Genomic DNA, 25,047 nt, shown 5'->3' with positions numbered 1-25,047 from the left:
CCTAGTGCCCCATCAGGCGTTCAAGTGCGCCGGGCTTGTCGTGGATGGCCAGTTTATCGACGATTGTCTCGCTGGCTTCATTGAGACCGATCAATTCGACCTCGGCCCCTTCACGGCGGAATTTGAGCACGACCATATCAAGGGCTGCAACACTTGATATATCCCAGATGTGCGCGTGGCTGACATCGATGGTGACTTTATCAAGCGCTTCGCGGAAATCGAAGGCCTTGTTGAAGTCTTCGACCGAGGCAAAGAAGATCTGACCGCGCACTTGATAGGTGCGGTGCGTGCTGTCATCCGACAGGGTGCTGTCAACGCGGAAGATCTGCGCAATTTTCCAGGCAAAGAAGATGCCCGACAGAAGCACACCGACCAGAACACCAATCGCAAGGTTGTGCGAGCCAACAACCGTGATCACGGTGGCCAGCATGACGATCGACGAGCTGCGCGGATGATCCTTGAGGTCCTTGATCGACGACCAGCTGAATGTGCCGATGGACACCATGATCATGATGGCAACAAGGGCCGCCATCGGAATGATCGCCACCAGATCGCCCAGAACCACAATCAGGATCAAAAGGAAAATACCGGCAAGGAAGGTCGACAGACGCCCACGTCCCCCCGATTTGATGTTGATCACCGACTGGCCGATCATCGCGCAACCGGCCATACCACCGATAAAGCCGGTGAAGAAGTTGGCGATCCCCTGACCATAGCATTCGCGCGTCCGGTTGGAGCTGGTGTCGGTCAGATCATCAACGATCTGGGCGGTCATCAGACTTTCCAGAAGACCGACCGCTGCGACCGCTGCCGAATACGGCAGGATGATCAGGAAGGTATCAAGGTTCAGCGGGATATCCGGGAAATAGATCGCCGGGAAGGCATCGGGCAGTGCGCCCATATCGCCCACAGTGCGCAGATCGGCATTGATGAACAGCGACAAGCCGGTCAGAACCACAATGCACACCAGCGGGGAGGGGATGACCTTGGTGATGCGCGGGAACAGGTAAATGATGGCAAGGCCACCAGCGACCATCACATAGGTCATATAGCTGACATTGGTCAGTTCAGGCAGTTGCGCCATAAAGATCAGGATGGCGAGCGCATTGACAAAGCCGGTCATGACCGATTTGGAGACAAAGCGCATCAGTGACCCAAGGCGAAGCGCACCAGCGAGCATCTGCAAGACACCGGCAAGAACCGTCGCGGCCAGCAGGTAATCAAGGCCATGTTCACGGACAAGCGAGCCCATCAGAACGGCGGTCGCCGCCGTGGCGGCCGAAATCATGCCCGGACGACCGCCAAAGATGGCCGTGATCACGGCAATCGAGAAGGAGGCATAAAGCCCGACCTTCGGGTCAACTCCGGCAATGATGGAAAAGGCAATTGCCTCTGGGATAAGGGCCAGCGCAACGACGAGGCCCGAAAGCACATCGCCGCGAATGTTGCCAAGCCATTCAGCCCGCAAACGCGGTAGAAAATCGCTGTTCACAGAAAATCTCCGTCTCGGTCAAGCCCGATTTTGTTCCGGGCTGAAATTTCATCAGGTGGTCTTTTGGCTTCCGTCTGCCCGATAATCCGGCGACAGGGGTCCTTGATCATCCTGTTCGTTGCTGCGTCGCAGCAGGCTGTACCTATACCAATTTAAGTTTTTGCACAACCTTGGGACGGAATGGCAGGGGTGCTCATTTCGGCCATCTGAAAACGCGATCACATGGATCGGAAACGAAAACGGGCCTGATCCCGCATATCTGAGATCAGGCCCGTTTGGGTCAGGTTTTATGGGTGTGATGTTCAGGCGGCGTCGCGCACAGCCTGGGCAATTGCCTTGCCGCAGGTGATGGTATCGGCCGATCCGCCAAGGTCGCCGGTACGCAGCTTGTCATCCAGCAGGACCTTTTCAATGGCGGCCATGATCGCGTCGTGGGCATCGGTGTGGCCCAGGTGATCAAGCATCATTGCACCCGACCAGATTTGGCCAATCGGGTTGGCAATGCCCTTGCCGGCGATATCCGGGGCCGAGCCATGGACCGGTTCGAACAAAGACGGGAACTTGCGTTCCGGGTTAATGTTGCCTGAAGGTGCAATACCGATGGTGCCGGTGCAGGCCGGACCCAGATCGGACAGGATATCACCAAACAGGTTGGATGCCACCACCACATCAAAGCGATCCGGGTTCATCACGAACTGGGCGGTCAGAATATCGATATGATATTTGTCCCAGGTGACATCGGGATAGTTTTTCGCCATCTCGATCACACGTTCATCCCAATAGGGCATGGTGATCGAAATGCCGTTCGATTTGGTCGCCGAGGTCAGATGTTTGCGCGGGCGTTTTTGGGCCAGATCAAAGGCGTATTTCAGGATGCGATCAATGCCGGTGCGCGACATGACGGTTTCCTGAATGACGATTTCGCGGTCCGTGCCGGGATACATTTTGCCCCCGACCGAGGAATATTCGCCTTCGGTGTTTTCGCGCACGACATAGAAATCAATATCACCGGGTTTGCGACCGGCCAGCGGCGATGGCACACCGGGCATCAGTTTGGCCGGGCGCAGGCTGACATATTGGTCAAAGTCGCGGCGGAACTGGATCAGTGATCCCCAGAGTGAAATATGATCGGGCACCGTATCGGGCCAGCCGACCGCGCCAAAGAAAATCGCATCATGGTTTTCAATCTGCGCACGCCAGTCATCAGGCATCATCTGCCCGTGTTGTTGATAGTAATCGCACGATCCGAATTCAAACGTATCGAAAGTCAGCTTGATGCCAAATACATCTGCTGCGGCTTCAAGCACGCGAATGCCTTCGGGCATCACTTCGGTTCCGATGCCGTCACCGGCGATGACAGCAATTTTGTGGGTGGCGCCTGTCACGATGTTTTCCTCCGTCGTGTTTTTGGTCGATCAGGAAATCAGAATTGCCCTGAAATCATTCACGTTGGTCAATGTAGGTCCTGTTATGACTGAATCATCCAGAGCCTCAAAGAAACTATGCCCGTCATTATTCGCAAGATAGGCATTCGGGTCCATCGCAAGAAGTGAACTGCGCTTAAGTGTATCAGGTGAAATATAGGCGCCGGCTATTTCTTCGATCCCGTCAATGCCGTCCGTGTCCCCGGCGACAGCATGAATGCCCGAAGCCCCGTCAAGGGCAATGGCAAGTGCCAAGAGAAACTCGACATTGCGTCCGCCCCGGCCATCACCCTTGACGGTGACGGTGGTTTCCCCGCCAGACAACAGCACACAGGGGCGTTCGCTGATGGGTTGGCGGGATGCGACATGCTTGGCGGTTTCGGCCATTGAACGCCCAAGTTCAGAGGATTCACCTTCAAGTGCATCGCCAATGATCAGCGCATCAACCCCGGCAGACCGTGCCATTTGTGCTGCCGCATCAAGCGACATTTGAGGGGTGGCAATCAGCTTTGCCGTGACCCTTTCCATACGTGGATCGCCCGGCTTTACCGTTTCGGTTTTGCCAGAGCGCAGAAGTTCAAGGACGTTTTCAGGGAGTGCGATGTCATAGCGGTCGATGATGCGCAAGGCATCGGCACAGGTCGTCGGATCGGGCACGGTGGGGCCTGATGCAATGTCGAGGAAATTGTCATTGGGGACATCGGAAATCAGCAAAGACACAACCTGTGCCGGGTGGCACAGTGCGGCAAGTTTGCCCCCCTTGACGCTGGATAGATGGCGGCGCACGCAATTCATTTCGTCAATTGACGCACCGGACCGCAGCAATGCCTTGTTGATGGCCTGTTTCTGAACAAGATCAAGACCGGGAACCGGATCAACAAGAAGGGCCGATCCGCCGCCCGAGATCAGACAAATAACCAGATCGTCTTCTGACAGGTTTGCGACGCAGTTTTTGATTTGTTGTGTGGCAGCCATGCCAGCTTCATCGGGTACCGGGTGGGATGCCTCGATGATCTTGATCTGCTTGGTGGGGACCGCATGGTCATAGCGGGTGACAACCACCCCGGAAAGATCGCCTTTCCAGTGTTGTTCAAGCGCCTGTGCCATTTTGGCTGATGCCTTTCCGGCCCCGATAACGACGGTTTTACCCTTCGGGGGTTCGGGCAGAAAGGCAGGGAGGCAAAGATGGGGATCAGCAGCATCGATAGCGGTGCGAAAAAGATCCACCAGAAAGGTTTTCACCCACGCGGGATCATTCAGTTCACGCACTTTGTTCGTCCCCATCTTTATACCTGCCAATTAGCTGTTTTCGCCGTGGATCGCGGCAATCACCGCATCGGTTACCTGACGGGTGGTTGCTTTGCCGCCAAGGTCAGGCGTGTGAAGATCCGGGTTGGCGGTGACGCGTTCGACCGCGCGCATCAGGCGTTCGGAGGCGGACTTTTCGCCGAGATGTTCAAGCATCATCACCGCACTCCAGAAGGTCGCGACCGGGTTGGCGATGCCCTGCCCGGTGATGTCGAATGCAGATCCGTGGATCGGTTCGAACATGGAGGGGAAATTGCCTTCGGGATTGAGGTTGGCGGTTGGTGCGATGCCAAGCGAACCGGCAAGGGCGGCTGCCAGATCAGACAGAATGTCGGCATGCAGGTTGGTTGCCACAATCGTATCAAGGGTTTCAGGACGTAGCGTCATGCGCATGGTCATGGCATCGACCAGCATCTTGTCCCATTCGACATCCGGATATTCGGCCGCAACTTCCTTGGCGATTTCATCCCACATGACCATGCCGTTGCGCTGGGCATTGGATTTGGTCACCACGGTCAGTTTCTTGCGCGGGCGGGTGCGGGCAAGATCAAAGGCAAAGCGCATGATCCGGGTGACACCGGCACGGGTGAAGATCGAAACTTCGGTGGCGACTTCTTCGGGCAGGCCAACATGGGAACGTCCGCCCTGACCGGCGTATTCGCCTTCGGAGTTTTCACGGACAATCACCCAGTCGAGCTCGGTCTGTTTGACATTGCGCAGCGGGCTTTCAATGCCCGGCAGAATGCGGGTCGGGCGGACATTGGCATATTGGTCAAACGGCTGACAGATCGCCAGGCGAAGCCCCCAAAGGGTCACATGATCGGGCACATCGGGGGCGCCAACCGCGCCGAAATAGATGGCATCGTGATCCTTGATGTGGTCGCGGCCGTCGGCGGGCATCATCACGCCGTGTTTCTTGTAGTATTCCGAACCCCAGTCAAAGTGATCGAAGCTCATTGTGAAACCGCCATCGCGTTTCGCCAGCACATCGAGAACTTCGGTTCCGGCCGCAACGACCTCTTTACCGATCCCGTCGCCCGGGATGGCAGCAATACGATAGTTTTTCATGTTCATTCTCTTTGGTCAGTGTGTTGAATACGTGTGTTCGTGTCGGGTTAGAATAAAAGACCCGTTGGCATTCTGATCAGCAGGACCTGTGCCATCAGAAGATACAGACCGCCGACAATCGCAACCCCGGCAACAGCTTCGATCGCAAGGCGTTTCGGACCCATGACTTCGAAGCAGGCAACCCGCGCCAAAATCAGAAAGGCGAGAAACGCCGCCGTGGCAAATCCGAGAACCGGTATGGCAAAGACCCAAAGGCACATTGCAACCACCAAAGCAACGCGTCTGGGTGTTGAGGCATGCGACGCTTCATCGGATCCGCTGGCTGCAGCCGGTTTACGGATGATATTCAAGCCCAGAAGCACGAAGGAAAGAACGATAATGGTGACAGAAATCGTGCTTGGGAAGACCGACCCCATCGGGGTCATGGTTGCTGTCTGGCTATAGGCCCATCCCCCCGCAGCAATCAGCAGGACGGCGAAAAACATGCCGGCAACATCGCGTGGCTTGGCAAACTGTTTCTTCAGGCCAGCAAGCGGGTCAAACGGTGCAGGCTTGATTTCCTCGGTGGGGGAAACAGTGGTTTCACCATTGGTTTCGGAATAGGTCCGGGCCGCTTCAAGGGCGCGTTTTTTGGCCTTTTCCTTACGCTTGGCGAAGATCAGCGGATAGAGCAGGGTGAATGCCGCCAGGGCGACAATCGCCAGACTGATCGGACGGCCAAAGAACATGCCGGTGATGTTGTTGGTGGCATTGCCGATCAGATAGGATTGGACAAATCCCTGTTCGGCAATCTTGCCAAGAACAAGCCCCAGAACGATCGGCGACGGTGCAAAGCCACAGCGATTGAGAATCCAGCCCAGGACGCCAAGGCTAAGCATCATCTGGACGTCATGCAGGTTGCTGTGGATGGCAAAGCTGCCAATCACGGTCAGGAAGGCAATGGTCGGCACCAGCAGGGTTTTGGGAATCGACGCAATCGACTTATAGGCGTAACGCCCGATCAAAAGACCTGCCGGCAGCATCAAGGCTGTTGCAATCAAAAGCCCGAAGATAAAGGTGTAGACGATGTCGCCCTGTTGGGTGAACAGGGTTGGGCCGATTTTGATCCCCTGAACCAGCAAGGCGCCGAGAATGATCGCATCGGGCGGTGTTCCGGGAATGCCCAGAACAAGGGTCGGAATAAAGCCGCCGCCGACGGTGGCATTGTTGGCCGCTTCGGTGGCGATGATGCCATCGGGGGCACCTTTGCCGAATGTTTCAGGTTCTTTTGACGAACGGCGGGCTTCGGAATAGGACACAAGCCCTGCGATGGAGCCGCCAGCACCGGGCAAAACCCCGACGATGGTGCCAACAATCGCACTGCGCAGCACGTTGAATTTGCTTTTCCAGGCCAGGCCGAATGCTTCGAACAGGCGAATGCCGCGATTGCCCTGTTCGACCTTCAGGTGCCGATCAGGGGTGGCAACAAGATCAATCAGAACCGGAATGCAATAGAGACCAATCAGGGCCGAAACGATATCAAATCCGCCAAGCAAGGTATGGGTGCCCATGGTAAAGCGGATGTCGCCCCCCACCACGGCAACCCCGACCATAGCAAGCATCAGGCCGATGCAGCCGCCCAGCAACCCTTTCAGGGTATTACCGACCGACAGGGCGGAAATGAGTGTCAGTCCGAAAATTGCCAGCCAGAAATACTCAGGCGGGCCAAATGCCAGTGCGACTTTGGCCAGCGGCGGCGACAGCAGCAGCAGGAACACACCCCCGACAAGGCCACCAACAACAGATGCCAGCGTTGCCAGTGTTACTGCAAGACTACCGTCGCCGCGTTTGGCCATCGGGAACCCGTCAAAGGTCGTGGCGATTGCTGACGGGGTTCCCGGTGTGTTGACCAGAATGGCGGCAAAGGCGCCGCCATAGATGGCCCCGGTGTAGATCGCGCCAAGCGCAATCAGACCGGTTGCGGGATCCATGGTAAAAGTAAACGGTACAAGAACGGCGACCGCCATGGTTGCTGACAGTCCTGGCAAAGCACCAATGACCGTTCCCAACACAACACCCCCCAAAGCCATAAGCAGGTTTAAGGGCGTGAGCGCGCTCACGAAATAGCTCAGCAATTCCATGGTGGTGACCTTTCCAATCCCGTGTTCTTTTTATAGACGTCTTTTAGCGGTTGGCGATGCCAAGCTTTTCGGCGATTTCACGATATTCTTCGGATTTCGCAGCAACGAAATCATTGATGAAGTCATAGGTGATATCGGTCAGAACAAAGCCGGCATCTTCCATCTTCTTTTTGAACTCAGGATTGTTGTTCACATCCGTCACCATCTGCGAGATTTTTTCGCGGATCGGCTCAGGGGTGGATTTCGGAACGGCAACACCACGGAACGCACCGCCAACGATATCAAGGCCAAGTTCCTTGAAGGTCGGGACATCCGGGAAGGCTTTGACACGGGTTTCAGATGCAACAGCAAGCATGCGCATGCCATCACCATTGTTCACGCCCGAGGTAACATAGTTAAAACCACCGGTGGTCTGGCTGCCGAGGATGGCGGTCACGGCCGGACCGGTGCCGCTGAACGGAACATAGGTGGTGGTGATGCCAGCCAGTTCATCAAACTGGACCTGACCAAGATGGTTGGCAGAATTCGAACCCGAACCACTCAGCGTTACAAGACCCGGATTGGCTTTGGCGTAGTCGATCAGTTCCTGAAGATTCTGGAACTCGCTGTCTTTCGGTACAAACAGCGCATTCGGGGTGTAGTGGAAGAAGTTGATGTAGGTCAGGTCTTTGGTTTCGTAACCGACATCTTTTTCCATCGGCTGCAGGATGGTGTGCGGCAGGTTGATGCCCATGATGGTATAGCCGTCACCTTCCATACCATTGAGCTGCGACCATGCCTGTGCGCCACCGGCACCGGCCATATATTGAATAACAAAAGACTGATCAGCCAGTTCTTCGAGGTATGGCTGCTGGAAACGTGCCGAAACATCGGACTCACCACCAGCATTGAACGGAATGATGTAATTGATGGTTTTTTCCGGATATTCCGCGAATGCAGTACCAGAAACCAAGGTAGCGGCCATTGCCGCCGCGATTGCGAGCTTACGCATCGGTATTCCTCCCGAATTGAATGTCACCGGCGTTCGGCCGGTGCTGGCAAAGAGGAACCGCACATCGCGTTCGATCCCACTGCCAGTGTTTCCCTGTGCCGGATCGGTATTTTGGGACGTTGTAGGACGTCTGCTGTGCGCTATTGTTATTTGCCCGATCGACTCTGACAGTTTATATTTTTGATATATTTATTATAATTTCCGACTTTTCATTTCATTATGTCGCGAAGGTTAATAATGTCGGTTGATAGTGATCTGGGATTTTTCGTGCTTTTGGTGCGCAAGGGAAGTTTGTCGGCTGCGGCCCAGGAGCTGAACCTTTCACCGCCTGCTGTCAGCAAACGTTTGGCCAAGCTTGAGGACCGTCTTGGTGTGCGGCTTCTGAACCGCACGACGCGGCGCATCAGCCTGACCAGTGAAGGCGATGCCTATTTTCAGAGTGCCGAACAAATCATGCGCCAGATTGATGATCTGGAACAACGGGTCTCGCACGCCAGTGAAACACCGACCGGCTTGTTGCGCGTCAATGCGACGTTTGGGTTTGGCCGGGAATATGTTGCGCCTGTTGTTTCGGAATTCTCGCACCTTTATCCAGAGGTCGAGGTCCAGCTTCTTCTGACCGACATGCCGATGAATATGGTCGAGGAGGGAATTGATCTTGGCATCCGGTTTGGCGGCTTGCCCAATTCCCGCATCCGGGCGCGGAAGCTTCAAAGCAATCGCCGGTTCCTGTGTGCAGCGCCATCTTATCTTGAGCGTCACGGCACCCCGCGCAATCTTTCGGACCTGATAAATCACAACTGCATCATTTTGCGGCAGGGCAAGGATGTGCATGATGTCTGGAAACTTCAGCGCGGCCAGCATTCCGACACGGTCAAGGTGCATGGCACATTAAGCAGCAATGACGGCGAAATCGCGCTGCATTGGGTTCTTGACGGGCACGGCATCATGATGCGTTCGGAATGGGATATTGCCCGTCATGTGAAAAAAGACCGATTGCGGCTTGTCTTGCCGCAATATGCCCATGTCGATGCCGATATCTATGCGGTCTATCCCGAACGACATAATCTTTCGGCGAAAGTGCGTATCTTCATTGATTTCTTGCATCGAAACTTGCGCAAAAACGCGACCGGACACTTTGCGTAACCGCGATACGCCCGGTGCCGGATGATATTGTCAGGGTGATGGAAGCATCACGAACAGAAAAACCCCCGCCAGTTGCCTGGCGGGGGTTTTGTTTCAGATCCGTTTTGGCGATTCGCCTTGACGATCTTTCCTAGCGGTTCTGGCGGTTGTCGATCAGATCGTCGACAACGCCCGGATCGGCAAGGGTGGATGTATCGCCAAGCTGGTCATATTCGTTCGCGGCGATCTTGCGCAGGATGCGGCGCATGATTTTGCCCGAACGGGTTTTCGGCAGACCCGGCGACCATTGCAGGTAGTCGGGGCTTGCAATCGGGCCGATTTCCTTGCGGACCCATTTGACCAGTTCAACGCGCAGCTCTTCGGTCGGTTCTTCGCCGGCATTAAGCGTGACATAGGCATAGATGCCCTGACCCTTGATGTCGTGCGGGACGCCGACCACGGCGGCTTCGGCAACTTTGGAATGTGCGACCAGGGCACTTTCGACTTCGGCCGTCCCCATGCGGTGGCCTGAAACGTTGATCACGTCATCAACACGGCCGGTGATCCAGTAGTAACCGTCATCATCACGACGCGCCCCGTCGCCGGTGGTGTAGACGTTGGCGAATGTGCTGAAATAGGTCTGGATGAAGCGTTCATGGTCGCCGTAGACCGTACGCATCTGACCCGGCCAGCTGTCCTTGATGACAAGGTTGCCATCGTTCGCGCCGGTCAGTTCCTTGCCTTCGTTATCAAGCAGGGCAGGTTCCACACCAAAGAACGGAAGCGTTGCCGACCCCGGTTTAAGATCGGTTGCGCCGGGCAGCGGGGTGATCAGGATGCCGCCGGTTTCGGTCTGCCACCAGGTATCGACAATCGGGCAGGACCGTTTGCCGACATGCTCGTGATACCATTCCCAGGCTTCGGGGTTGATCGGTTCGCCAACGGAGCCAAGGATACGCAAGCTCGACAGGTCCGCTTTTTTGACCCAGTCCTCGCCTTCGCGCATCAATGCACGGATCGCGGTCGGCGCGGTATAGAAGATGTTGACCTTGTGCTTTTCACAAACCTGCCAGAAGCGTGATGCGTCCGGATAGCTTGGCACACCTTCAAACATAAGCGTCGTGGCACCATTGGCCAGCGGGCCATAGACGATGTAGCTGTGCCCGGTGACCCAGCCAACGTCAGCCGTGCACCAGTAAATATCGCCTTCGTGATAATCAAAGACATATTCATGGGTCATCGACGCATACACAAGATACCCGCCCGAGGTATGCAGCACGCCTTTTGGTTTGCCCGTTGAGCCGGATGTATAAAGAACAAACAGCGGGTCTTCTGCATTGACTTCGGTCGGCGGGCAGTCGGTGGAGGCAGCTTCGCAGACTTCGTGATACCAGACGTCGCGGGCATCGTTCCAGGCAACGTCCTTGCCGGTGTGCTTGACGACGACCATTTTCTCAACCGATTTGACACCGGGATGAGACAGTGCTTCGTCGGCATTGCGTTTGAGCGGAACCGCACGGCCACCGCGCAGACCTTCGTCCGAGGTGATGACGACCTTCGCACCGCAATCTTCAACACGTCCGGCCAAAGCTTCGGGCGAGAAACCACCAAAGACAATGGAATGGATCGCGCCGATGCGCGCACAGGCCAGCATGGCAACGGCAGCCGCCGGGATCATCGGCAGATAGATGACCACACGGTCGCCCTTGGCAACGCCCATCGATTTCAGTGCATTGGCAAAACGACAGGTGCGTTCATGCAGGTCGCGATAGGTGATGTGTTCGGAAACACCGGGATCGTCGCCTTCAAAGATGATGGCGGTCTGATCGCCACGTTTTTCCAGATGACGGTCAAGGCAGTTGGCCGCAACGTTCAGCGTGCCGTCCTCATACCATTTGATATAGAGGTCCTTGGCATCATAGCTGACGTTTTTGACCTTGCTGTAAGGCTTGATCCAGTCAATGCGTTTGCCATGTTCGCCCCAGAAGCCTTCCGGATCCTCGATCGACTGTTTGTACATGGCATCATACTTGGACTTGTCGATCAGGGCGCCCTTTGCGATGTCGCCAGGTACGGGATAAACGTTCGCAGACATGTGTGGCCTCTTGTTCGTTTCCTGTGGTCTCTAGGTCGGCATCGGGATGTTGCGATGACTTTCCGAGAACCTCGAAAAAGGCATCCGTGCCGATGCAAAATTTCGGTGCGGTTCAGAAACTGCCTTGCCACCATGCCCGGTCTGTTTGCCGATCTGGTCATGGGGATGAACAGCCAGTTCTGTCGCTTGGACCCTATGCTAGTGCGCAGAGGTTACGGAGGGAATACAACTTAAGACGGGGGTTGCGTCGCTTTTGCGCGAGGGGATTTGCAGCCGCATGCCCGGCATCAGACACAATTATGCGGGTAAGCGCGGCAAAGCAGGCGCAAACGGCGGCTTTGCCGATGATGGGCGCGGCGGGAAACCTTCATATCTTATTGAAAGATAAATCGAATTCATGAATTTTTCTGGCGTTGTCGGATAAAATTTTTACTCGCAAACCGTGTGCGGGCATGTGTTCGGTTCTGGATTTGATGGAACAAAACAGATACAAAGAATCCAGACAATCAACAAACGGTGGGATAATGGATCCGATTTCCTTGGCCGCAGGCGCACTGACGGCCTCTGTTGTGGCATTTGCATTTTGTATTCTGATGGTCAAACGCATCAAGGATGCGGCAGAGGCCGAAACAGAGTCGCGAACGGCCCTTTTGGCATCACAGCTTGAACAGGCCGAAACCACCCGACGCGATCTGGCGTCTGAGCTGGCCCAGACGCGCGACAAGCTTTCAGAAGCATCTGAAAAACGCGCGATTGCCGAAACCACGGCCAATCGGGTGCCGATCCTTGAAGCCGAGATGAAAGAACTGCGCACCGCCCTTGATCAGTGGCGCGAAAAGGGTTCCGAGCTTGAAACCGCGCTTGAAAAAGAACGCGAAGCCGCGGCCGAAAAACTTGCGATGCTGGAAGACGCCAAGACCAAGCTGCTGGATAGTTTCAAGGCGCTGTCGTCCGATGCGCTTAAGGTCAATAACGATGAATTCATGAAGCTGGCGCGTGAAAACTTCTCGCGGTTGCAGGAGGGGGCCAAGGGCGATCTGGAAAAACGCCAGCAGGCGATTGACGGGCTTGTAAAACCCATCAAGGAGCGGCTTGAGGCCTTCGATACCAAGGTTAACGAACTTGAAAAAAACCGCAAGGAAGCCTATGGCGAACTGCGAGAACAGGTCGGAACCCTTGTGCTGTCGCAAAACAAGCTGTCCAAGGAAACCCAAACGCTAAGCTCTGCCCTTCGATCCAGTTCGTCCGTTTCGGGCAAGTGGGGCGAATTGCAGCTTAAGCGCATTGTCGAACTTGCCGGGATGCTCAAGCATTGTGACTTTGACGAGCAGGTTCATTTTAATACCGACGAGGGCGTTCAAAAGCCCGACATGGTCATTCACTTGCCGGGTGGCAAGAATATCGTGGTTGATGCCAAAGCCCCGACATCGGCCTATCTTGAAGCGATTGACGAGAAATATGACGATGAGCGCCGCGAAGCATTGATGGCGACCTATGTTACCAATGTGCGCAAGGTGATCACGGATCTGTCGAAGAAGTCCTATTGGAAGTCGGTTGATAGTCCGGAATTTGTTGTGCTGTTCCTGCCTGGGGAAAGCTTCTTTTCCGCAGCACTTGAACGCGATCCGCGTTTGATTGAGGACAGCTTCCGCGATGGGGTGATTTTGGCGACACCAACCACGTTGCTTGGCTTGCTTAAGGCGGTGGCGTATGGCTGGCGCCAGGAAGCCCTGGCCGAAAGTGCGCGTGATATCAGCGAGATCGGCCAGCAGCTGTTTGATCGCCTCGGCACACTTGCCAAGAACTTTTCATCAATGGGCAAGTCGCTTGAAAGCACGGTCAAGAATTACAACAAGACGCTGGGCACGCTTGAAGGATCGGTTCTGGTATCGGCCCGCAAGCTTAAGGAAAAGCATATCGTCGCCGATGACCGCATGATCGAGGAACCGGCACCTTCGGAAACCCATGTGCGCGATATCACCAAAATGGAACTGCTGGCCGGGCCGGATGATGCGCCAAATGAGACATCGGAAGACACGTAACAGAACACCAAACAATACCCCCCCGGCGTGACGGAATGCGTGAACATGGCTGCTATCGGTGGGGAAACCGCCTGTTTGCTTGACTTGGCGGCGGGGAAACCTTATCTCGAAGCGCGAAATTCGCTATACTGATTTGCCCAATAAAGATCAAAACCGGATCAAAGACCCATGGCCCTGCGTGAAATTCTTATCGTTCCAGACCCGCGCCTTAAGAAGGAGTGCGCACCGGTCGAGAAAGTGGATGATGAGATCAAAACCCTTCTCGATGACATGCTTGAAACCATGTATGCCGCACCGGGCATTGGTCTGGCAGCACCCCAGATCGGCGTGATGAAGCGTGTTGTCGTCATGGATGTGTCTGATGACAAGGACAAGCCCGAACCGCTGAAGCTGATCAATCCGGAGATCATCTGGGAATCTGAGGAAACATCGGTCTATCAGGAAGGGTGTCTTTCGATCCCCGAACAATATGCCGATGTTGAACGCCCGGCCGAAGTTGGCATGCGTTATATGGATGAAAACGGCGAAACCCACGAGATCGAAGCAGACGGCCTGCTTGCGACCTGTATCCAGCATGAGATAGACCACCTTGATGGGGTGCTGTTTACCGATTATCTCAGTGCGCTTAAGCGCAACATGATCATCAAGAAAGTCCAGAAGCTGCAGAAAACCAAAAAGTCTGCCTGAGACGTCTGATCTCGGATGGGGTCAGTAAGGCAGGGTTGTTCTGGCGATTGCGGGTTTCGTCATTCCGGGCGGAGCGAAGCGCAGACGCGGAATCCATGCCGCGCTGAGACGGTGATGGATTCCCGCCTTCGGGTGAATGACGATCCGAATAGATGATCTGGTATTCGGAGGGGCCGGTTTTTCGGCCCTTTTGTTTTGCGGAGGTTACGGTTTTCGGGGTTTGATGTCTGCCGGATCAAGCCCGACGATCCAGCCTTCGCGTTCGAGGATATCTGGTGTCTTTGGCAGATGTTCGGGACGGCGTCCCTCGGCAATTTCAATCAACCCCATGACACCAATCAGCGCGTCAAAGGCATCATCCTTGCCGTGATCCGGCCCAAAGCCATCCTTGATGTCATCCCAAACGGCGGCAACGATTTCAATGCCCTTGGCGCGGGCGTCATCACGAAGTTTGTGCAGGTATTCCTGCCGGCTGTCTTGGTTTGATTTAGTCAACTCACTTGTGCCATCAAGCCAACCATAAATTTCGCCCGGATAGGTTTCAATCAGGGTGACGCCGGGGCTTTTGGTGCAGGTTTCAAGGTCCCCCGAAAACGGCCAGATGTGAAAGCCATCGGCATATCCCGGCAGAACCAGATGTTTAAGCCCGTGCAGCATACCCTTGCCAACCTGATTGGCGCCCAGCGTCCAGAAAGACGGGCAGGCAGCATTGCGGGTATGGGTTGGACATTCGCAGCGGCGGTGAAGCGCATCAAAGCTTGAAACCCCGAGTGCCTTGGTCAGGTGGGATCGCTTTACACTACCCTTTGCGCCGGATGAATTCGGGTAAAATGGCCGGTGATGGTGGATTTCATCTGGTTGTTGGCAAACAGCAAAGAAATTCTGCCATTCAGGCGTTTCAAGAAGGCTCAGCAACGTCTTGAAGTCTTTGACATTCGCGCCATCATACCATCTGTCAAGAAACCCAATCGGCATATCAAGGCCAAGCCAGATCGAATGATCTTGCGCGTGATCGCCAAGCGACTGGCGGAACTGATGGAGCATCCCGACAGGTTCAATCGCATATATCTGCCAGCCGGTTTGGCTGCGCTTTGCCTTGGCGACCCAGCGCCCCTTGCCCGACATGCTCCAATCGGCGTGCCAGATATGGGTGACCGGGTATTTCGGGGTTTGGGATAAGGCTTGGCTTGTCATTTGACCAAGATACCGCCAAATTGCCGCCAGATATTTAAAAAAGCGCCCCTTTCGCGAACCTGTGATGAATGGACGATCTGACATGACCAAGCTGCGCATTGCCTTTATGGGAACCCCGGACTTTGCCCTTGTGGCGCTTAGGGATCTGGTGGCCGCGGGTCATGATGTGGTTTGCGTATATTCCCAGCCGCCGCGACCTGCCGGGCGCGGACATAAGGAAACGCCAAGCCCGGTGCATGCCTGGGCTGCGGATCAGGGCATTGAAGTGCGCACGCCGGTATCGCTGAAATCGGCTGATGAACAGCAGGCCTTTGCCGATCTTGATCTGGATGTGGCGGTGGTTGCGGCCTATGGCCTGATCCTGCCCAAGGCGATTTTGGATGCGCCAAAACACGGATGTTTGAACATTCATGCGTCGCTTTTGCCGCGCTGGCGCGGGGCCGCCCCGATCCAGCGGGCCATTCTGGCCGGGGATGATGCGACAGGTGTGACCATCATGCAGATGGATGTCGGGCTTGATACCGGTGACATGCTGCTGATTGGTGAAATTCCGATCACGTCTGAAACCTATGCCAATGCCCTGCATGATGATCTGGCTGCCCTTGGTGGAAAGATGGTTGTCGAGGCCCTGGAAAAACTGCCCCAAGGCGGGCTGGTGGCGACCAAGCAACCAGATGAAGGCGTGACCTATGCCGCCAAGCTGGAACGTTCGGAAGCCAAGCTTGATTTCAATGATGATGCCGCAGCTCTTGAGCGGAAAATCCGCGCCTTTACGCCGTGGCCCGGTGCCTATTTTGAGTTGGGCAAGGAACGCATCAAGGTGCAGGCAGCAGAGGTGATTGATCAGTCCGGCCCGGTGGGTGAAGTTCTTGATGATCAGCTTAGCATCGGCTGTGGCAGCGGGGCGCTTCGCCCGACGCGCATTCAGCGTCCGGGCAAGGCGGTGATGGATGCCGATGCGGTGCTGCGCGGCTATGACAAGCTTGCCAAGGGGGTAAAGCTTAGCTGATGGCAGGCGATCTCAGCACGCAGACGGTCGGGCCGCTTACAATTCGGCCAGCCTTTAACAGCGATGGTGATGGCCTTGCCGCGCTGATTGCGGATGTTTTCGACGAATACGCGGGCTGTATGTTTGACCGTGCGACGGAGTTTCCGGAACTTGATGCGATTGCCGATGATTTCAAATCCGGGGATGGCCGGATTTGGGTCGCGGTGGATTCTGCTGATCGTGTGTTGGGCTGTTTCGGGATTAAATATGACGTGGCAAGTCACGAAGCCGAATTGCATAAGGTGTATCTGCATCGCAGCGCACGCGGGCAGGGGATTGCACAAAAACTGATGGCCAAGGCGCTGGCGTGGTTGGGGCAGACGCATGGGGATTGCGCACATGTGATGCTTTGGACCGATACGCGGTTCGAAGCCGGGCATCGGTTCTATGAAAAATGCGGCTTTGTGCGCACAGGCGAAAGCCGCATTCTCGATGATCTCAGCAATTCGTCGGAAATCCAGTTTTGCTTTGACTTTAGCGCCTATCAAAAGGCGCTGTTGCTTTGATCTTGATCTTTTAACCCTAGTCCTTGCTGCCGACCATATCGGGGATGTTGGGGTTGTCTTTGGGGTTTTCCGGGGTCTTGCGGAATGCACGGGCATCCCGGAAGCCAAGCTCCCACGGCGGGACCGGGGTGAATTTTTCGGCAAGAAAATCAACAAAGGCGCGGACCTTTGGCGACAGGTGGCGTTTATGGGGATACACCGCCGAAATCCACGCCTGATCATGGACATATTCAGTCAGAACCGGGGTCAGGCGACCAGTGCGGATATCTTCATGCACCAGATATTCCGCCAGACGCGCCATGCCAAGACCCGCCAGAACCGCTTCATGAAGCACATCGCCGTCATTGGCCGAAAAGGATCCCTCTGCGCGGAAGGATACATGGCCATCGGGTGTTTCGAAGTGCCAGTCATTGAAGCTTTCGCGTGATGACAGATGCAGGCAGTTGTGGTTTTCAAGTTCCTGGGGCTTGCGCGGGATGCCGTTCTTTTCAAGATATTCCGGCGATGCGACGATCATGCGGCGGTTGACCGCATATTTACGTGCAATCAGCGAGGAATCTTCAAGCGCGGACAGGCGAATGGCAAGGTCATAGCCATCATTGACCAGATCGGTGAATTTATCATCCAGCGTCAATTCGATCCGCACATCGGGATAACGCGCAAGGAATTCCGGCACCAGCGGCACCACCTGCATTTTGGTAAAGGCAACCGATGCGTTGATGCGCAATGTTCCGCGCGGGGCGGCATAAAGCTGGGTTACGACTTCTTCGGCTTCTTCGATTTCATTCAGGATCGTGCGGGCGCGTTCGTAAAAGGCCCGGCCTTCTTCGGTCAGGCTGAGCTGACGGGTGGTGCGCATCAAAAGACGTGCACCCAACCGGTCTTCAAGGCGCGAAATGTATTTCGAGACTGCAGACGGTGACAGGCGCATTGTCCGGGCAGCGGCCGAGAAGCTTCCTTCCTCGACGGCATGGACAAAGATTTCCATTTCTGCGGCGCGATCCATAACTCAGACTTCCTATTTATGACGATATTTCACAAGTAATGTGCATATTGAGGGAATTCTCTTTCGCGGTAAAGAAAATTAGATTGGGTTCATCGAGAGCGACACGGCGTCGCAACGAACGAAATATTGAGGAGGTCATCATGGCCGCTTACGAAGAAATCACCACCCGTTACATCTCCACCACCGAAATCGAAGCAGGTGTACGTAAAGGTCAGCAGCTCCGCGCTGAGTTCGTAGGTTCCTTCCTTCGTAACCTGTTCAAAGGTTCGGACAAGGCATCCGACGTCAAGCACCCGGCTGGTACCGTTGGCGGTGCTGCCTGATTACGACTTACGACGGCATGCGGTTGAGCGCCGATTGAGTTTCCTCCCCAAGAGGTGCTCCCGCAGGCTGGAACTACTATTTTCTATCTAGCGTCTTCCTCCCAATTTGACGCTGTTTTCCCGACTGGCCCGGTCACTTTTGTGATCCGGGCCATTTTTTTGGCCTGTTGGGCTTAATGCGTGTCCTGTGGCGTAACGCCCGGCGGGACATAAAAGCCCGGTCGTTCGGAAATCCATGACAGAACACTGACCAGCACCATGGCGATCAGCGTTATGATCAGCATCATTTCAATCGACATGCTGGCCGCAAACATCCAGCCATAAATGGCTGGCCCCATGGCCGAAGCCAGCACCATGACCGCGGTCAGTGTACTGCGCACCGCGCCAATTTCATCAAGGGGCACCAGTTCGGGGATGATGGCGGTACGCAGTGTGGTGGCAAAGCCGGTGGTGATCCCGACCAGTCCCATATAGATCAGAATGGCAAAGGGGGTTTTGGTTGCGGCCAAAACAACAACACCGACCATCAATGGCACCAGATGCCATGGGAACAGGCGTCGGGCGGAATGTTTGTCAATCAACGGGCCGCTGCCAAAGGCCCCAAGTACCGATGTCACGGCAAAAACTGTAAAGCCCGCCGCAAACCAGCCAAGATCAATGCCCTTGTGGTCGGAAATCGCACCCTGATGGAAAAACAGCGCTGTCATGATCAGCGGCGGGGCGGCGAGCATCGGCATGCAAAACCAGACATAAACCGATTTGAACAGGCGGGGATGGTCGCTTTGGGTGGGGGGTGTTGCCGTGGCAGAAGTCGCGGAGTCGTCTGTTTGGGCAGCATCGGGATCGGGTGTATTTTTCGGCGCGTCTGATTTGGTTGGAGGAATGCGAAACTTTTTATCGCCCCGGACCAGCAGCATTGCTGTGGGCATCAGCACCAGCAGGATAAAGACGGCAGACCCGCCATAAATATAGCGCCAGCCAAACAGTGCAATCAGTGCAAGCAGGATGGCAGGCATCAGGGCCTCGGCCAGCGGAAAGCCGAAACTGGCAATGGCAAGTGCACGGCCACGGTTGCGCGAGAAATAGCGCGCAATGCCGGTCATGCTGACATGGCTCATCAGGCCCTGACCGGCGAGTCGCAAGACAAACAATGCAGCTATCAGCATCCAGACATTTTCAGCCACGGAAATCAGCAAACAGCCCAGTGCCAGCAACGCCATGGTCGCTATGCTGTAGGACAGGATATCGACCTTGTCGATCCAGCGCCCGACGACGGGCAGGCACAGCGCACTGCCAATGGTGATGCCCGCATAGATGTTGGCAAATTCGGTTGCGTTCAACGCAAGGCTTGCCGAGATGAACGGGACAAACAGCGCGACCAAAAACGTTTGCCCGAACGACGAGCCAAAGCTGTGCAATGCGCCAAAGGCAAGTTGCCGTGGGGCTTGGCGCAGCAGGTGAAGAAACTGCATGGAAATCATGAACCTGTTGGTGAGCGGCGAGGCCAACTGTATCGATTCAATCCGTGGCGGTCTACTGCCCGTCGGTGGGGTAAAACAACTGTTACAGTTGCCTTGGCATCAGAACATTGGCCATTTCTTGCCTGAGTATGTCGATATAGGTTTGAGAAAAACTTGATATTTCAATGTCTTCCCGGCGGGCAATCCAGGTGGAAAAGATCGTCTTTTCCTGAATAGGGATTACGGTCAACTCGGCTGCACGTGCTTCGAGACCATCAACCGTGAAGCAATCAAGAACCGCAACGCCCAAATTTTGCTGAACCAGGCCAAGGACGGTTGTGCCAAATCGGGCGAGAATTTCAATATGATATTCCAAGCCCTGTACATCGAAAATCCGGGCAAGAAGCTTGCCATACGGGTCGTTGGGATCAATGCCGATCAAAGGACATTGCGCAATTTGTGAAACCGAAACCGAGTCATATTGGGCCAAAGGGTGATCCTTGTGGCACACGCAGACAAGATGGCCTTCTGAAAGCGGTTCAAAGGTGATGGACGGGTGATCAAACCGATAGCTCATGCAGACGAAATCCCCCTTCCCCAACAAAAGAAAATCGATTGCTTCCTCAATCTTGAGGATTTCGATGTTCATCCTAATATCGGGGTAACGCTTTTTGAGGCCAGCCGCAGCACGCGGGACCATGACGTGGGCGATACTTGGCACAGATGCCAGTGACACATTTACATCATGTCCCCGTTCAAGCTGCGAAATTGAGAAGTTCAAATCCCGGAGCTTTTTGTCGATTTCCTGCATCTGCAAGAAGACCTGTTGCGCGGCTGGCGTTGGCACATAGCGCCCACCGGTTCGTGTAAATAATGCCACCCCGAGTGAGGATTCCAAATGTTTCATGGTTCGCGAAATACCGGGCTGGGAAACGTTCAGCATTTTTGAAGCACCGGTAATGGAACCGGAGATCATCACGGCACGCATCACCTCAATCTGGCGAAGAGTCAAACTGTTTTCTGATCGCTTGTTCATGATGTTCAGACCGGCACCAATGTTAATATATAACCAAAAGTTATGTTTTGCGTTCATTTTGGTATTTGCGTTAATGTCTTTCAATTGTCAAATTCTGACAAGTCTCAACTGCGCGTGACGTTCAAACAAACAAGACGCAGGGAGATGCCGGGAATTCAAATGATCACAGTCAGGCACGCATGTGCCGACGGGAGGAAATTATGAAAAATATACTTTTGGGGGCAGTTGCCGCCCTTTCAGTCATGTCTGGTGCTGCCTTTGCAGCGGATTACCCCGAACGCGAAGTTCTTGGTGTTGTTATGTGGGGAGCGGGTGGTGCAACTGATACGGTTGCGCGTGCCGTTAATCCGGCAGCAGAAGAAGCACTTGGCAAGCCGATTGTCGTGCTGAACAAATCCGGTGGCGCAGGCGCCCTTTCGACATCGTTCGTGAATGCGGCGCCGTCGGATGGCTATACCTTGTTGTATGGGGCGGAAAACCCGCAACTGCACCCGGTCATGGGGTTGACCAAACTTGATTATTCTTCTTTCTATCCGGTGAATATTCTTGGTCGTGGTGTTGCTGTTATCACCGTGCCGCAGGATTCAAAATACCAGACGATGGAAGATCTTTTGGCAGATATCAAAGCCAATCCGGGCAATGTCGTCATGGGGTCCACTGGCCCGGGTGGTCTGCCGAGTACGGTTGGTGCTCTAATCAAAAACGCGACCGATTTTGACGTTATCGGCATTCCGTTTGATGGCGAAGGCCCCGGCCTGACCGCGATGCTTGGCGGTGAAGTTGATTTCATGCCGGCAGGTATTTCGGCTGCTGCCGAGCAGATCAAGGCGGGCAAAATGCGCGCCCTTGCCGTTGTAAACACAGCACCGGTTGACACCCTTCCTGATGTTCCGGCCATTACGGATGCAATTCCCGAGATGGCGAAATATTTGCCGTGGGGGCCGTTCTATGGCGTGTTCATCAAGCGTGATGTACCAGAAGAAGTTCGCAACAAGCTTGTGGACGTTTATGCGACGGCAGCCGAAGCAGAAGAGTTCAAAACCCTGATGCGCAATCGCGGGAATGTTATGATGAACATTTCTGGTGATGAAGCTGATGCATTCCTCAAGAAATGGCAGCAGGTTACGTCGTGGGTTTTGTTTGACACCGGTGCGGCAAAAGTCAGCCCGGAAGAACTGGGTATTGAGCGCCCGTAATCCCCAACATCATACCGCCCCCGGACGTGATTGAGCCGGGGGCGGCGATTTCCCCTGACTGTGGGAGAGTTCCATGTCAAACGTACCCTCAGAACGCCCCGCTGAGCTGGTCTTTGCGATCATCATTTCCGTATTTAGCGTTGTTGCATTCTGGCAGGCCTATGAGATTTCCGGGTTTTCCAGTGCGCATAGTGCAGGTGTTTTCCCGATGCTTGCGGCCGGAACGATGGTTTTGAGTTCCTTTGTTATTCTTTGCCAAACGGCAAGAGCACCGGTCCCCCGCCATCGAACAGTTAATGAGTTGCGGCTGTTTTTCCGTCGGGTGTTGCCGTTGCGGCAGTTGGTCATGCTGGGCCTTATGGTGGCTTACCTGTTCAGCATGCCGTGGCTTGGCTTTATTGTTAGTTCTGGGATATTTCTGCTGATTTCATTTAGCTATCTGTGGGGCAAAAGCCTGCTTGTGACGCTTAGCGTCACGGCCATCTCGCTTGCCAGCATCTATTTCATTTTTCGTGTTGTATTTCAGGTCGTTCTTCCGCAAGGGGAATGGCTCAGAGGATTGTTCTAAGCCATGGATGTTCTCGCAAATTTTGCCATGTCCTGGACGGACCCGTGGTTGTTGAGCCTGACGGCACTTGGAACATTGGCCGGAATCTATGTCGGTGCCATTCCGGGGCTTTCGGTTACCATGGCCACGTCCATTCTGATTTCCTTTACATTTAAATGGCCTGTTAACGAGGCCCTTGCATTAATTGCAGGTGTGTTTGTTGGCGGCGTTTACGGCGGCTCACGTACCGCTATTTTGTTGAACATTCCAGGGGCACCAAGTGCGATTGCAACCGCCCTTGAAGGTTATCCAATGGCCAAGCGGGGGGAAGCTGGCGAGGCCATTGGATTGACAACGGTTATGTCGGTTATGGGCGGATTTATCGGCATTCTAGCTCTAGCTCTGTTTGCGCCAGTCATTTCCGATTTTGCCATTTTGTTCCAGTCACGTGATTATTTGCTGCTTGGTTTGATCGGGATTCTTTTGGTCGGGACGCTGTCGGGTGAAAGCTTTGCCAAAGGTGTCTTTTCCGGCGCGCTTGGTGTGCTGATTGGCATGGTCGGACTTGATCCCATGACTGCAGAAGGCCGCTTTACATTTGGATCAATCACGCTGATGGGTGGTATACCCTATGTCGCGGCGATGATTGGTTTCTTTGGGGTGGCCGAGGCATTGGTGCAGTTGCATCAGCTTGACCTGAAAGCGGTTAAACAGAAGATCGACAGGATTATTCCGCGCTTTCGCGACATCAAGAAATACTTTTGGTTGGCGATCCGAACGTCGGGGATTGGCACAATTATCGGGGCCTTGCCTGGTACCGGTGGTGATATTGCCGCACTTCTAGCCTATGACCATGCGAAACGTTCAACCAAGAAGCCAGAGGTTCCCTTTGGGAAAGGGGCCAAAGAGGGCCTTGTCGCGCCGGAGACAGCAAATAACGCGGCTGTTGGTGGGGCCTTTGTGCCGATGCTGACACTTGGTATTCCGGGGGATGCTGTAACTGCCGTAATTATTGGCGCACTGTTCATTCATGGTCTTAAGCCCGGCCCGCTGATGTTGGTAGAAACGCCCCATCTGTTCTGGTTCACCGTGGGCAATCTGACTTTGGCGAATATCTTTTTGCTGATCTTCGGCCTAACCGGGATCAAGATTTTTACCAAGATTGTCGAATGCCCCAAGGCGATCCTGATCCCGTTGATCATTGTCTTGTCCGCTGTTGGCACCTACGCCATTCAGAACAACCCGGTCCATATATACTGGATGCTTTTGTTCGGTGTGATGGGGTATTTTTTGAAGGTTTACGGTTTTCAGGTGGGGCCGATTATTCTTGGCGTCATTCTTGGCCCGATGATGGATACTAATTACCGTCGAACAATAATCGCAGCACGCGATGATATCGGGAATTTCCTGTGGAACCTGGTTTCCCACCCGATCACGCTGGTTCTGACCATTTCCCTGATCTTGATGATCTTGTCCCAGACGCCCCTGAAACGCTGGATCATGAACTATCTCGCAAAACGAAAAGAAGCACGATGAAAGCTGCCATTCCCACCATTACCGGTACGACGATGTGTTATCCATTGTTGGGGCATCCCGTCGCACAGGTGAGCACCCCACCAACCATTAATGGCTGGTTTGCCGAGCAGTCGATTGATGCCGTGATGTTTGCTGTTGATACGCCGCCAGCCACTGCCGAGGAATTCTTTCGGATGTTGCGGACGTGGCAGAATTGTGGAGGCTGTTCTGTGACAGTTCCACATAAACAGGTGGCTTTTCGTGTCGTGGATGAACTGACGGCGCGCGCACACCGGTCATCTTCGGTCAACATCATAAGCCGTCTTGATGACGGACGCTTGATCGGGGATATGACCGATGGGTTGGCCATGGTGGAGGCTTTGCGACTGAACGGTGTGACGCTTTCGGGTAAATCGGTGATGCTGGTTGGCGGGGGCGGCGGTGCCGGGGCGGCAATTGCCGATGCCCTGTGCGAAAGTGGTGTTGCAAATCTCCATCTCGTCGAACGGGACGAAAAACGCCGTGATTATATATGTTCAGCACTCAAAAGTGCTTATCGCGACGTTTCGATCTCTCTTGCGGCAGCTGACGTACCTGAAAGTGTTGATCTTGCGATCAATGCAACTGCACTTGGCATGCAACAAATTGACCCGCTGCCGTTTGATCCCCGCATCGTGCGCAAGGATGGAATCGTTGCCGACGTTGTGACCAAACCTGCGGAAACGGCCCTCTTGCGGACAGCCGAACGTTTGGGCCGCAGAATTCAGAGCGGCAAGGAAATGGCGACAGCTCAACTTGAGTTCCAGATGCGTCACCTTGAGCTCTGGCCCGCTGTTAAAAATACTGTTTGCGAGGAAGGCTGAT

The 25,047-nt window shown here is 54.6% G+C and carries 21 protein-coding genes; 10 read left to right on the top strand and 11 right to left on the bottom strand.

All coding sequences use genetic code 11. The features are described from left to right. Position 1: 1 nt before the first annotated feature. From JF44_RS0116655 to JF44_RS0116630, 6 genes are all read right to left on the bottom strand, one after another. Entirely contained in the window at positions 2 to 1,492 is a 1,491-nt protein-coding gene (locus JF44_RS0116655) for a SulP family inorganic anion transporter (protein ID WP_033070118.1), read from the bottom strand. Positions 1,493 to 1,794: 302 nt separating this feature from the next. Then, positions 1,795 to 2,877, bottom strand: a complete 1,083-nt coding sequence (locus JF44_RS0116650; RefSeq protein ID WP_033070117.1) for a tartrate dehydrogenase — start codon at positions 2,875 to 2,877, stop codon at positions 1,795 to 1,797. A 30-nt stretch (positions 2,878 to 2,907) separates the two neighbouring features. Then, positions 2,908 to 4,200 carry a glycerate kinase type-2 family protein gene (locus JF44_RS0116645; RefSeq protein WP_052066004.1) on the bottom strand — a complete coding sequence of 431 codons (1,293 nt, stop codon included), beginning with the start codon at positions 4,198 to 4,200 and terminating at the stop codon, positions 2,908 to 2,910. Between the two features lie 15 nt (positions 4,201 to 4,215). After that, entirely contained in the window at positions 4,216 to 5,292 is a 1,077-nt protein-coding gene (locus JF44_RS0116640; protein WP_033070603.1) for a tartrate dehydrogenase, read from the bottom strand. Between the two features lie 47 nt (positions 5,293 to 5,339). Further along, positions 5,340 to 7,412, bottom strand: a complete 2,073-nt coding sequence (locus tag JF44_RS0116635) for a tripartite tricarboxylate transporter permease (RefSeq protein WP_033070116.1) — start codon at positions 7,410 to 7,412, stop codon at positions 5,340 to 5,342. Between the two features lie 43 nt (positions 7,413 to 7,455). Next, positions 7,456 to 8,403, bottom strand: coding sequence for a tripartite tricarboxylate transporter substrate binding protein (locus JF44_RS0116630; RefSeq protein ID WP_033070115.1), 948 nt, complete (start codon positions 8,401 to 8,403; stop codon positions 7,456 to 7,458). Between the two features lie 237 nt (positions 8,404 to 8,640). On the opposite strand from JF44_RS0116630, the gene JF44_RS0116625 reads away from it, so the two are divergent. Next, entirely contained in the window at positions 8,641 to 9,549 is a 909-nt protein-coding gene (locus tag JF44_RS0116625) for a LysR family transcriptional regulator (protein ID WP_033070114.1), read from the top strand. Between the two features lie 130 nt (positions 9,550 to 9,679). On the opposite strand, the gene acs is transcribed toward JF44_RS0116625, so the two are convergent. Further along, positions 9,680 to 11,623 (bottom strand): acetate--CoA ligase, encoded by a 1,944-nt coding sequence (gene acs / locus JF44_RS0116620; protein ID WP_033070113.1) that lies wholly within the window; start codon positions 11,621 to 11,623, stop codon positions 9,680 to 9,682. A gap of 524 nt (positions 11,624 to 12,147) precedes the next feature. Between acs and JF44_RS0116615 the strand changes: the two genes are divergently transcribed. Both JF44_RS0116615 and def read left to right on the top strand, forming a co-directional pair. Continuing rightward, entirely contained in the window at positions 12,148 to 13,665 is a 1,518-nt protein-coding gene (locus JF44_RS0116615) for a DNA recombination protein RmuC (RefSeq protein WP_033070602.1), read from the top strand. A gap of 168 nt (positions 13,666 to 13,833) precedes the next feature. After that, positions 13,834 to 14,352: a peptide deformylase gene (gene def / locus JF44_RS0116610; RefSeq protein ID WP_033070112.1), complete on the top strand. Its 519-nt coding sequence runs from the start codon at positions 13,834 to 13,836 to the stop codon at positions 14,350 to 14,352. A 204-nt stretch (positions 14,353 to 14,556) separates the two neighbouring features. Here the strand turns inward: def and JF44_RS20500 are convergent, their stop codons facing one another. Continuing rightward, on the bottom strand, positions 14,557 to 15,546 hold the full coding sequence (locus JF44_RS20500; RefSeq protein ID WP_033070601.1) for a hypothetical protein: 990 nt from the start codon (positions 15,544 to 15,546) through the stop codon (positions 14,557 to 14,559). Positions 15,547 to 15,628: 82 nt separating this feature from the next. On the opposite strand from JF44_RS20500, the gene fmt reads away from it, so the two are divergent. Beyond that, positions 15,629 to 16,555 carry a methionyl-tRNA formyltransferase gene (fmt, locus tag JF44_RS0116600; RefSeq protein ID WP_033070111.1) on the top strand — a complete coding sequence of 309 codons (927 nt, stop codon included), beginning with the start codon at positions 15,629 to 15,631 and terminating at the stop codon, positions 16,553 to 16,555. Next, positions 16,555 to 17,100, top strand: a complete 546-nt coding sequence (locus JF44_RS0116595) for a GNAT family N-acetyltransferase (protein ID WP_033070110.1) — start codon at positions 16,555 to 16,557, stop codon at positions 17,098 to 17,100. Before fmt ends, JF44_RS0116595 begins: the two co-directional genes overlap by 1 nt. 16 nt (positions 17,101 to 17,116) lie before the next feature. On the opposite strand, the gene JF44_RS0116590 is transcribed toward JF44_RS0116595, so the two are convergent. Next, positions 17,117 to 18,106: a LysR family transcriptional regulator gene (locus JF44_RS0116590; RefSeq protein WP_052066003.1), complete on the bottom strand. Its 990-nt coding sequence runs from the start codon at positions 18,104 to 18,106 to the stop codon at positions 17,117 to 17,119. A gap of 140 nt (positions 18,107 to 18,246) precedes the next feature. On the opposite strand from JF44_RS0116590, the gene JF44_RS0116585 reads away from it, so the two are divergent. Next, positions 18,247 to 18,429, top strand: a complete 183-nt coding sequence (locus JF44_RS0116585; RefSeq protein ID WP_033070109.1) for a hypothetical protein — start codon at positions 18,247 to 18,249, stop codon at positions 18,427 to 18,429. Between the two features lie 173 nt (positions 18,430 to 18,602). On the opposite strand, the gene JF44_RS0116580 is transcribed toward JF44_RS0116585, so the two are convergent. Beyond that, entirely contained in the window at positions 18,603 to 19,901 is a 1,299-nt protein-coding gene (locus JF44_RS0116580; RefSeq protein ID WP_033070108.1) for an MFS transporter, read from the bottom strand. A 91-nt stretch (positions 19,902 to 19,992) separates the two neighbouring features. Continuing rightward, complete coding sequence (locus JF44_RS0116575) at positions 19,993 to 20,925, bottom strand: LysR family transcriptional regulator (protein WP_033070599.1); 933 nt, start codon at positions 20,923 to 20,925, stop codon at positions 19,993 to 19,995. 200 nt (positions 20,926 to 21,125) lie between these two features. On the opposite strand from JF44_RS0116575, the gene JF44_RS0116570 reads away from it, so the two are divergent. The 4 genes from JF44_RS0116570 to JF44_RS0116555 all read left to right on the top strand — a co-directional run bounded on the left by JF44_RS0116570 (position 21,126) and on the right by JF44_RS0116555 (position 25,046). Beyond that, positions 21,126 to 22,121, top strand: a complete 996-nt coding sequence (locus JF44_RS0116570; RefSeq protein WP_033070107.1) for a tripartite tricarboxylate transporter substrate binding protein — start codon at positions 21,126 to 21,128, stop codon at positions 22,119 to 22,121. A 73-nt stretch (positions 22,122 to 22,194) separates the two neighbouring features. Next, entirely contained in the window at positions 22,195 to 22,689 is a 495-nt protein-coding gene (locus JF44_RS0116565) for a tripartite tricarboxylate transporter TctB family protein (protein ID WP_033070106.1), read from the top strand. Positions 22,690 to 22,692: 3 nt separating this feature from the next. After that, positions 22,693 to 24,204 carry a tripartite tricarboxylate transporter permease gene (locus JF44_RS0116560; RefSeq protein ID WP_033070105.1) on the top strand — a complete coding sequence of 504 codons (1,512 nt, stop codon included), beginning with the start codon at positions 22,693 to 22,695 and terminating at the stop codon, positions 24,202 to 24,204. Then, positions 24,201 to 25,046 (top strand): shikimate dehydrogenase family protein, encoded by an 846-nt coding sequence (locus tag JF44_RS0116555; RefSeq protein WP_033070104.1) that lies wholly within the window; start codon positions 24,201 to 24,203, stop codon positions 25,044 to 25,046. Before JF44_RS0116560 ends, JF44_RS0116555 begins: the two co-directional genes overlap by 4 nt. Position 25,047 lies beyond the last annotated feature (1 nt).

The organism is Thalassospira australica (assembly GCF_000763295.1).
In the GTDB taxonomy this organism is placed as follows: Bacteria; Pseudomonadota; Alphaproteobacteria; order Rhodospirillales; family Thalassospiraceae; genus Thalassospira; species Thalassospira australica.
This window is presented reverse-complemented; position numbering and strand designations above follow the sequence as displayed.

Excerpts from the sequence above, each read along its gene's own strand:
- JF44_RS0116630 (WP_033070115.1), bottom strand. The coding sequence starts at position 8,403 with ATGCGTAAGCTCGCAATCGCGGCGGCAATGGCCGCTACCTTGGTTTCT.
- JF44_RS0116565 (WP_033070106.1), top strand. The coding sequence starts at position 22,195 with ATGTCAAACGTACCCTCAGAACGCCCCGCTGAGCTGGTCTTTGCGATC.
- JF44_RS0116590 (WP_052066003.1), bottom strand. The coding sequence starts at position 18,106 with ATGGATCGCGCCGCAGAAATGGAAATCTTTGTCCATGCCGTCGAGGAA.
- JF44_RS0116570 (WP_033070107.1), top strand. The coding sequence starts at position 21,126 with ATGAAAAATATACTTTTGGGGGCAGTTGCCGCCCTTTCAGTCATGTCT.
- fmt (WP_033070111.1), top strand. The coding sequence starts at position 15,629 with ATGACCAAGCTGCGCATTGCCTTTATGGGAACCCCGGACTTTGCCCTT.
- JF44_RS20500 (WP_033070601.1), bottom strand. The coding sequence starts at position 15,546 with ATGACAAGCCAAGCCTTATCCCAAACCCCGAAATACCCGGTCACCCAT.
- JF44_RS0116555 (WP_033070104.1), top strand. The coding sequence starts at position 24,201 with ATGAAAGCTGCCATTCCCACCATTACCGGTACGACGATGTGTTATCCA.
- JF44_RS0116575 (WP_033070599.1), bottom strand. The coding sequence starts at position 20,925 with ATGAACAAGCGATCAGAAAACAGTTTGACTCTTCGCCAGATTGAGGTG.
- def (WP_033070112.1), top strand. The coding sequence starts at position 13,834 with ATGGCCCTGCGTGAAATTCTTATCGTTCCAGACCCGCGCCTTAAGAAG.
- JF44_RS0116640 (WP_033070603.1), bottom strand. The coding sequence starts at position 5,292 with ATGAAAAACTATCGTATTGCTGCCATCCCGGGCGACGGGATCGGTAAA.
- JF44_RS0116560 (WP_033070105.1), top strand. The coding sequence starts at position 22,693 with ATGGATGTTCTCGCAAATTTTGCCATGTCCTGGACGGACCCGTGGTTG.
- acs (WP_033070113.1), bottom strand. The coding sequence starts at position 11,623 with ATGTCTGCGAACGTTTATCCCGTACCTGGCGACATCGCAAAGGGCGCC.
- JF44_RS0116585 (WP_033070109.1), top strand. The coding sequence starts at position 18,247 with ATGGCCGCTTACGAAGAAATCACCACCCGTTACATCTCCACCACCGAA.
- JF44_RS0116635 (WP_033070116.1), bottom strand. The coding sequence starts at position 7,412 with ATGGAATTGCTGAGCTATTTCGTGAGCGCGCTCACGCCCTTAAACCTG.
- JF44_RS0116580 (WP_033070108.1), bottom strand. The coding sequence starts at position 19,901 with ATGCAGTTTCTTCACCTGCTGCGCCAAGCCCCACGGCAACTTGCCTTT.
- JF44_RS0116645 (WP_052066004.1), bottom strand. The coding sequence starts at position 4,200 with ATGGGGACGAACAAAGTGCGTGAACTGAATGATCCCGCGTGGGTGAAA.
- JF44_RS0116595 (WP_033070110.1), top strand. The coding sequence starts at position 16,555 with ATGGCAGGCGATCTCAGCACGCAGACGGTCGGGCCGCTTACAATTCGG.
- JF44_RS0116615 (WP_033070602.1), top strand. The coding sequence starts at position 12,148 with ATGGATCCGATTTCCTTGGCCGCAGGCGCACTGACGGCCTCTGTTGTG.
- JF44_RS0116625 (WP_033070114.1), top strand. The coding sequence starts at position 8,641 with ATGTCGGTTGATAGTGATCTGGGATTTTTCGTGCTTTTGGTGCGCAAG.